Annotated in this window: 9 protein-coding genes; 2 read left to right on the top strand and 7 right to left on the bottom strand. The window is 70.8% G+C overall.

All coding sequences use genetic code 11. The features are described 5' to 3' along the window. The coding region (locus ON38_RS17030) for a PPOX class F420-dependent oxidoreductase (protein WP_245564075.1) at positions 1 to 440 on the bottom strand (440 nt) is incomplete at its 3' end. A 6-nt stretch (positions 441 to 446) separates the two neighbouring features. Next, positions 447 to 1,076, bottom strand: coding sequence for a DUF305 domain-containing protein (locus tag ON38_RS17035; protein ID WP_039825819.1), 630 nt, complete (start codon positions 1,074 to 1,076; stop codon positions 447 to 449). A 310-nt stretch (positions 1,077 to 1,386) separates the two neighbouring features. On the opposite strand from ON38_RS17035, the gene ON38_RS17040 reads away from it, so the two are divergent. Then, positions 1,387 to 2,520: a phosphotransferase family protein gene (locus ON38_RS17040; protein WP_306306678.1), complete on the top strand. Its 1,134-nt coding sequence runs from the start codon at positions 1,387 to 1,389 to the stop codon at positions 2,518 to 2,520. Between the two features lies 1 nt (position 2,521). Next, positions 2,522 to 3,652, top strand: a complete 1,131-nt coding sequence (locus ON38_RS17045) for an Rv3169 family protein (RefSeq protein ID WP_051164890.1) — start codon at positions 2,522 to 2,524, stop codon at positions 3,650 to 3,652. A gap of 22 nt (positions 3,653 to 3,674) precedes the next feature. Here ON38_RS17045 and ON38_RS17050 read toward each other — a convergent pair whose 3' ends face one another. The 5 genes from ON38_RS17050 to ON38_RS17070 form a co-directional block, all read right to left on the bottom strand. Continuing rightward, positions 3,675 to 4,871 (bottom strand): MFS transporter, encoded by a 1,197-nt coding sequence (locus ON38_RS17050; RefSeq protein WP_245564076.1) that lies wholly within the window; start codon positions 4,869 to 4,871, stop codon positions 3,675 to 3,677. 151 nt (positions 4,872 to 5,022) lie between these two features. After that, positions 5,023 to 5,439: a cobalamin biosynthesis protein gene (locus ON38_RS17055; RefSeq protein ID WP_083872748.1), complete on the bottom strand. Its 417-nt coding sequence runs from the start codon at positions 5,437 to 5,439 to the stop codon at positions 5,023 to 5,025. After that, positions 5,436 to 6,842 (bottom strand): cobyrinic acid a,c-diamide synthase CobB, encoded by a 1,407-nt coding sequence (locus ON38_RS17060; RefSeq protein ID WP_039825824.1) that lies wholly within the window; start codon positions 6,840 to 6,842, stop codon positions 5,436 to 5,438. The genes ON38_RS17055 and ON38_RS17060 overlap by 4 nt, the downstream gene beginning before the upstream one ends. Positions 6,843 to 6,900: 58 nt before the next feature. Then, a complete protein-coding gene (cobO, locus tag ON38_RS17065; protein WP_039825816.1) occupies positions 6,901 to 7,515 on the bottom strand; it encodes a cob(I)yrinic acid a,c-diamide adenosyltransferase in 615 nt (204 codons plus the stop codon). 57 nt (positions 7,516 to 7,572) lie between these two features. Next, the coding region (locus tag ON38_RS17070) for a vWA domain-containing protein (protein WP_039825817.1) at positions 7,573 to 8,180 on the bottom strand (608 nt) is incomplete at its 5' end.

Consider the following 8,180-nt stretch of genomic DNA (forward strand, 5'->3'; position numbering starts at 1 on the left):
AGCCTGCCGGTGATCTTGGTCGGCGTGATCCGCACCGCCACCCGGGGGCCGTCGTCCACCGAGGCCGGGTTGAACTCGGCGTAGGGCTTTCCCGTGTATTTGATCGACATCCGGTCGCCGACCAGCATGTCGGGGTCCGGGGTGAGGGTGGCGGTACCGCGGATCTCCGCGTACACGTACGGGTTGTCCGGCGGCGCGATCAGCACCGAGATGCGCGGATCGCGGGCCAGGTTCTTGCCCTGGACGCGGTCGGTCGTCGTGGAGTAGAGCAACTCGTCGCCGTCCCGGTCGATCCAGGTGACGGTGAGATGCGGATGTCCGTCACGGCCGATAGTGGCCACGGTGACGAACAGTTTGGCCTCGTCGATGTATTTCTTGACGGTGTCGGGCAACGAGATAGCGCTCATGACCACGAGCAACCGGCGCCCGCGCGTGTTCATTCCGGCTCAGCGCGGTGGATCCGCCTCCAGTTCCGCCAGCAGCAGTGCCATCAGCCCCGACTCCTGGGTCTGCGCGGTGATCATTTCCCGGGCCACCTGTTTCACCACTCCGTCGGTGAGCAGCGCGTCGGCCACCCGGGCCATGGCGATGCCGCCCTCGTGATGGCGCTGCATCAGCCGCAGGAACAGGATCGCGGCGGCGCGGCCCCGCGCGGCCGCGAGGTCGTCCAGTTCGGCCTGCGTGGCCATCCCCGGCATCGCGGCCGTGTCGGGGTCGTGGGCGGCGTGGTGATCGTGGGTCCGTGCGGGCATCCAGCTCATCGGCTCCGCACCCGCCGCCGGCGCGCCGGCCAGGCGCAACCAGCCCAGTAAGGTGCCGATCTCGGAGAGCTGGGTGTCCTCGATCTGCCGGGCCAGGCCCTGCACCGCGGGGGCGGCGCCGGGATCGAGCCGCTGCACCATCACCAGAGCCTGATGGTGATGGGCGGCCATGTCCTGGACGAATCCGATCTCCGTGGCCGACAGGATCTCCGGCGCCGCCGGGTCGTCGACGAACAGCGGACGCAGAGCCGCCCCCAGCACCAGCAGCAGCCCCGCGGCCACCAGCACGGCGACCGCCTCACGGACGCGCTTCACGTGGACCTCCCGGCCGGTCCGGGCGCCGGCTCGCCGCACCCCACCCCGCCCGGCCCTGTACGGCACAGCGTCACGTTCATCGTGGTCCTCCCGCCCGGCCGAGCGGCGCGCCCCGGCCATCGAAGGGATTATGGGTCGGCCGGCCGCGCCCGGGCAGCGATTCGCGATGTTCCGGCAGGCCGATGATCCGCCGAATCGGCACCACCCGGGACTGAAACACGTTACAGTCTCCCGCACGCGGGCGTCCCGGTGTCGTGACAGGCGAGATCGGCCGGTTTCCGCGCCGAGGCCGGATGGCGTCAGGAGGACGATGATGCCCGACGATGTGAACCCCACCGAACATATGCGGCTCACCACCAGCGAACGCGATCTGGACGCGCTGGCGGGACAACTCTCCGAATGGTTACGGGACAAGGTCGGGGCCGACGGACCGCCGGTCATCAGTGATCTGCAGCGGCCGCTGTCGGGAGGGCTCTCCAGCGCGTCGGTGCTGTTCGACGCGCACTGGAAATCCGGCGGCCGCACCGAAGGAGGCGCCTTCGTGGCCCGGATGATCCCAGAGGAGGGCGCGTTCCCGGTCTTCGAGAAATACGATCTGGCCCTGCAGTACCGCGTCATCACCGAAATCGGCGCCGCCACCGACGTCCCGGTACCGCGGTTGCGCTGGCTGGAAACCGAGAGTGCCGCCTGCGGCGCACCGTTCTTCGTGATGGACCGGGTTCCGGGCCGGATCCCGGGTGACAATCCGCCCTACGTGTTCGCCGGCTGGCTCTACGACGCGACCACCGCCGAACGGGCCGAACTCACCCGCAACACTGTCGATGTCCTGGCCCGGATCCACGCGCTACCCGACCCGGCACAGCGGTTCCCCGAACTCGACGGTCCCGGCCCGGCGTTGCGCCGCCATATCGAATCGGACCGGGCCTGGTACCACTGGGCCCTGGCCGGCGACGGCTACGAGATCCCGCTCATCGAGCGCGCTTTCGACTGGCTGGACCGCAACTTCCCCGACGACCCCGGACCCGATGTGCTGAGCTGGGGTGATGCCCGGCCCGGCAATATCATCTACGAAGGATTCGCACCGGTCGCCGTATTGGACTGGGAGATGGCCGCACTGGGCCCGCGCGAACTCGATCTGGCCTGGATGATCTTCCTGCACCGCTTCTTCCAGGACATCGCCACCGGCTTCGGCTTCCCCGGCCTCCCCGATTTCCTGCGCCGCGACGAGGTCGTCGCGCACTACGAGAAGGTCAGCGGCCACACCGTCACGGATCTGGACTTCTATCTCACCTATGCCGCGCTGCGGCACGCGATCGTCATGGCCCGGATCAAACGCCGGATGATCCACATGGGTGAGGACACGGCCCCGGCCGAGCGCGACGACTACATCATGCATCGCGCCACCCTGGAGGCCATGCTCGACGGCACCTACGGATGGGATTGAGATGAGCGAGACCACCGGCCACACCCCGGCCACCGCGCCGGGACCCCTGGACGAGTATCCGATCCACCAGACACCGCTGCCCATCGCCCGGGCCGCGACCAGCGACCGGAACTTCTACGACCGCAGCTATTTCAACGCGCACAACCGCGACGGCGCGATCATGCTGGTGACCGGCTTCGGGGTGTACCCGAATCTCGGTGTCGCCGATGCCTACGCCGCGGTCCGCCGCGGCGACGAGATCACCTCGGTGCGGTTCTCCGACGCGCGCGGCGACCGGAGCCTGGACATGGCGGTCGGCGGCTACCGGATCGAAGTGGTCGAACCGCTGCGCCGGATCCGCGTGGTGTGTGACCACGAGGACCTCGGCCTCGACCTCACCTGGACCGGCGCCTTCCCCGCCGTCCAGGAGCAGCCGCACGTCATGCTGGCCGGTAACCGTCCGACTCTGGATGCCTCCCGCTTCGCCCAGGTCGGCTCCTGGGCGGGCACACTCGCGCTCGGCGGCGAGGACATCACCGTGGACCCGGCGATCTGGACCGGCACCCGGGATCGCTCCTGGGGCATCCGGCCCGTCGGCGAGAGCGAGCCGCCGGGCCGGGCGGCCACCGAAGGAGCCGGCGGGTTCTGGTGGCTGTACGTGCCGCTGCGGTTCGACGATTTCGCGGTGGTGGTGATCATCCAGGAGAATCCGGACGGCTACCGGACCCTCAACGATGCGGTCCGGGTGTTCCCCGACGGCTCGGTGGAACAGCTGGGCTGGCCGCGGATCACCATCGACTACCGGTCCGGCACCCGCCATCCGGAGAGCGCGAGCCTGGAACTGCGTACCTCCGACGGGAAACCGTTGACCATCGATATCCGCACCGTCACCGGGATACCGCTGCACATCGGCTGCGGTTACGGCGGCGACCCGGATTGGCAGCACGGGCAGTGGAAGGGCCGCGACTGGTCGTGGGCCAACAGCTACGACCTCACCGATCCGGCGATCGCGGGGCGGATCCCGTGGGGCGTCACCGATCACATCGCCCACGCCCGCTGCGGGGACGCCGAGGGCTGGGGGCTGTTCGAACACGCGAGCGTCGGACGGCACGACCCCACCGGTTTCGCGGATCTGCTGTCGGTGGCGCCCTGACAGTCGCGGGGAACTCGGCGGTTCAGAGCCCATCGGTATCGCCCCGACCCATGGACCTGGTCAGTACGCCGGCCGCGGCTATCGCCGCGCCGCAGACGGCGATACACGCCGACCACCCGGCACCGGCAACCGCCGCCGTTCCGAAGCCCGTCCCCAGGCTCCCGCCGATGAAGTACACCAGCATGTATGCGCCGTTGAACTGCGCCGGTGCCTGCGGGTTCACCGCCAGGATCGTGGTTTGATTCGCGACCTGCGCAGCGAAGAGGCCGGCGTCGAACAGCGCGAGCGCAACGAGTGTCACCGCGACGCTCGACAGTCCGCAGACGAGGATCACGCACGAGGCGCCCGCCGTGACCAGCCCGGCCAGGATGACCGGTCGAGGCCCGACCCGGTCGGTCCACCGACCGGCGAGGCGCGTCGCGAAAATACCCGAGACACCAGCAAGTCCATACAGCCCGATCTGTTCGGCCGACAGCGACAACGGTGGTTCCGACAGCGCGACAGCGATGCCGGACCACACCGCGCAGAAGGCGAAGAACCACAGGGCGCCCCGCGCCGCTCCGCCGCGCAGGACCCGGCTGCGGCGAAACAGGCCGGGAGTCGACACGAGTGCCGCCAGGTACCCCTGCGTAACGCTTCCCTTGGAGGCGGGCAGCGTGCGCAGGCAGACCACCGCGACGACGACGCACGCCGCCGCGGCCAGCAGGAGCATATTTCGCCAACCCACCAGGTCGGACAGCCATCCGCCGAGGATTCGGCCGCCGAGGATACCGGCCGAGATCCCCGCGGTGACAATCCCCAGACTCGTCGACCGACGCGCCGGTGGGGCCGATCGCCCCACCACCGAACTCAGGCCCGCCCCGACCGACGAACACGCTCCCGTGACCAGCATCGCGAGCCCGATCAACCACACCGTGCCACTGACAGCGGTCAGCACGAGTGCGGCAGTGAGCACGACGAACTGCAGCGCCAGAACAACTCGTGGTGAGAACCTGTCGACCAGCGGGACGAGCAGGGCCAGACCCACCATGTAGCCCACCGGGCCACACGCGAGGGCCACGCCCATGGCGGCGACGGTTACCCCCAGCGCTCCCGACACTTCGGCGACGGCCGGCTGAAGTGGGTAGATCGTCGCTGTTCCCAGCGCCGCGGCGATAGACATGAAGGTCACCGTCGCTGTACCGACGATGCCCTCGCGAGTGGAGACGATTGTGGTCACGGATCGACGGTAAGGACCCTTGCCCGGAGCGCGCTGGCAGAAATCGGCCCTTCTCGTCGAACGACGAAATCTCTCGGTAGCCGCTGCGCACGCACCGCACGCGGCGGGCGGCACCGTTCATCCGGCAGACGACCGGAGCCCCGGTGGGTGGTCAGCCGTGCGCGGCGGTCGCGGCGACCACCACGCCCCCCACCACCTGTCGCGGCACGAGCAAAGGCCCGGTACCGGCCAGCAGCGCCGCGGCCTCGGCCACACCGGGAATGCCCAATGCGGCGACCACCCGCTCCGACGGGTTCGGCACCGGCACCCGCGCCAACTGCTCGGCGGAATAGCCGTGCAGCGGCACGCCCAGGGTGGCGGCAGCACCGCGCGGGCCCGGTTCACCCGCCCGGCGTTCCAGGGTCGCAAGGCAGGCTATCCGCCGGCCGGGAAAGGCTTCCGCCAACGCCGCGAGAATCCGCTCAGCGGACAGGTCCGGCCGCAGGCCGAGACCGACCGCGAGTCCGGCACGGTCCGGCGCGCGCCGCGGTGCGGAGCCGGGTCGGGGCCGCCGGTCTCCGCCGATCACCGTATGCGCGCGGCGGGGCGGGTGCGCTGATAGACGCGGGCGGCGGCGACGAACCGACGCACGGCGCCCGGGTTCCCGGCCGGATGTGTGTGCAGGTAGGACGCGTGGACCCGGTGCACGAGCGCACCCTCGCGCATCTGCTCTCCGGCGATCCGCCATCCCCAGGCGGGCGGGTCGCCGCCGGACCGCACCAGCCGGGTCCGATGGAATTCGTGGCCGCGTACCCGCTCACCGGTGCGCCAGAGCACGGAATCGGCCAGCGCCACCGCTTCTCGGTAGCCGAGCGTGAGGCGGGGCCCGAACTCGGCGGCGGCATCGATCAAGCCGGCCATCGGATGACCGTCCAGAGACCTCGTGAGGTACAGCAGCCCGGCGCATTCGGCATGGATCGGCAACCCCTCCCGGGCCCGGTCCGCCACCGCGGCGCGCAATCCGGTATTGGCCGCCAATGTCCCCGCGTGCTCTTCCGGGAAACCGCCCGGCAGCACCAGACCCGCGGCATCGGCCGGCAGGGCGTCGTGCAGCGGATCGATCACGGCCACCCGTGCGCCCGCGGCGGTGAGCAGTTCCCGGTGTTCGGCATATCCGAAGGTGAAGGCGGGTCCTCCGGCCACCGCGATCACCGGATCCGGTCCGTCCGGCACCGCGGCCTCGTCCGCGAGTTCGCGGGCCGGCTCCCAGCTCGGCCCGGACTCCGGCGCGGCGGCCAGCGCCGCGACCGCGGCCAGATCGATATGGCGCGCGGCGAGATCGGTCATCGCGTCCACCGCGCGCATCGCCGCGACGCCGTGTTCCACCGCCGGGATCAGGCCCAGATGCCGGGACGGGACCTCGAGTTCGGCCAGCCTGGGCAGCGCGCCGAGCACCGGCAGGCCCACCCGGTCGCAGGCGGCGCGCAGCACCTGTTCGTGCCGTGCGCTGCCGACCCGGTTGAGCACCACCCCACCCAGCCGGACACCGGAATCGAAGGTGGCGAAGCCGTGCAGCAGCGCGGCCAGACTCTGGCTGTGACCGCGTGCGTCGACGACCAGGACCACCGGGAGGCCCAGCAGGCTCGCCACCTGGGCGGTGGAGCCCTCCGCCACGGGATCGGCGGCCTGTTCGTCGATCCGTCCGTCGAACAGGCCCATCACGCCTTCCACCACCGCGATATCGCAGTCGCGGGCACCGTGGCGGTAGAGCGGGGCGATCCGGTCGTGCCCGACCAGTACCGGATCGAGATTACGGCCGGGACGTCCGGCGGCGAGGCCGTGATAGCCGGGATCGATGTAGTCGGGCCCCACCTTGAAGGGGGCCACCCGGCGGCCCGCCCGGCGCAGGGCACCGATGAGACCGGTCGCGACCGTGGTCTTCCCGCTGCCGGAGGCGGGCGCGGCGAGCACGATCCCCGGGGCGGCGCTCATCGGGGTGTATTCCCGGCCCAGCGGTACCGGCGGGCAGCGCACCGCGCCCCGGCCGAACTCACCATTCGATTCCCCGTTGTCCCTTGCGGCCCGCGTCCATGGGGTGGCGCACCTTGGTCATCTCGGTGACCAGGTCCGCCGCCTCCACCAGTGCCGCGGGCGCGTCCCGGCCGGTGATGACGACATGCTGGTTACCCGGCCGCTCTCGCAGGGTCTCGACGACCTCGGCCACGTCCACCCATCCCCATTTCAGCGGGTAGGTGAACTCGTCCAGCACATAGAACCGGTGCTCCTGGGCCCGCAACCGGCGGGCGATCTCCTGCCAGCCGGCCAGCGCGGCGGCCGCGTGATCGGTTTCGCTGCCCTGCTTACGAGTCCACGACCAGCCCTCGCCCATCTTGTGCCACTGCACCGGCCCGCCCATGCCGGACTCGCTGTGCAACCGGCCGAGTTCACGGAAAACCGCTTCCTCCCCGACCTTCCATTTGGCGCTCTTGACGAACTGGAACACCGCCACATCGAAACCCTGGTTCCAGGCGCGCAGCGCCATCCCGAAGGCGGCGGTGGACTTCCCCTTGCCCGGGCCCGTGTGCACGGCGAGCACCGGCTGATTACGACGCTGCCGGGTGGTCAGTCCGTCGTCGGGTACATGCTCGGGCACCCCTTTGGGCATCGGATCTCCTGATCTGGTTCGGGTTTCGTGCTCGTCCGGGTCGGGCCGGGGCCGGGATCACGCGGCGCGGACCCCACCGGCGGCGCCCGCCCGGACCACCTCGGCCACCGAGGCACCGGTCAGTTCGGTGAGCCGGACGACCGGACCGCCCAGCACGGTCGCCAGTTCGGCGGCCAGGCCCAGCCGGACCAGGCCGCGTTCGCAGTCCACGACGACGGAGGTGACACCGTCGCGGGCCAGCCGGGCGGCCGCCGCGCGCGCTCGCGGGACAGGGTCGGTCCCGCCGGTGGCGCGGCCGTCGGTGAGCAGCACCAGCATGGGCCGGCGCTGCGGGTCGCGGACGCGTTCGCGGTAGACCAGCTCCCGGGCGGTGCGCAACCCCGCGGCGAGGGGGGTCTTGCCGCCGGTCCGTAAACCGGACAGGCGACGGACCGCGATATCGATCGAGGAGGTGGGCGGCAACACGAGTTCGGCCTCGCTGCCGCGCACCGAGATCACGGCGACCTTGTCGCGCCGCTGATACGCGTCGCGCAGCAGGGTCACCACCGCGCCGGTCACCGCGGACAGCCGGTCACGGGCGGCCATGGATCCGGAGGTGTCCACCACGAAGAGCACCAGATTGCCCTCGCGCCCTTCCCGGTACGCCCCGCGCAGATCGCCGGGCG

Source organism: Nocardia testacea NBRC 100365 (assembly GCF_000308775.1).
In the GTDB taxonomy this organism is placed as follows: domain Bacteria; phylum Actinomycetota; class Actinomycetes; order Mycobacteriales; family Mycobacteriaceae; genus Nocardia; species Nocardia testacea.

Excerpts from the sequence above, each read along its gene's own strand:
- ON38_RS17040 (WP_306306678.1), top strand. The coding sequence starts at position 1,387 with ATGATGCCCGACGATGTGAACCCCACCGAACATATGCGGCTCACCACC.
- ON38_RS17045 (WP_051164890.1), top strand. The coding sequence starts at position 2,522 with ATGAGCGAGACCACCGGCCACACCCCGGCCACCGCGCCGGGACCCCTG.
- ON38_RS17060 (WP_039825824.1), bottom strand. The coding sequence starts at position 6,842 with ATGAGCGCCGCCCCGGGGATCGTGCTCGCCGCGCCCGCCTCCGGCAGC.
- cobO (WP_039825816.1), bottom strand. The coding sequence starts at position 7,515 with ATGCCCAAAGGGGTGCCCGAGCATGTACCCGACGACGGACTGACCACC.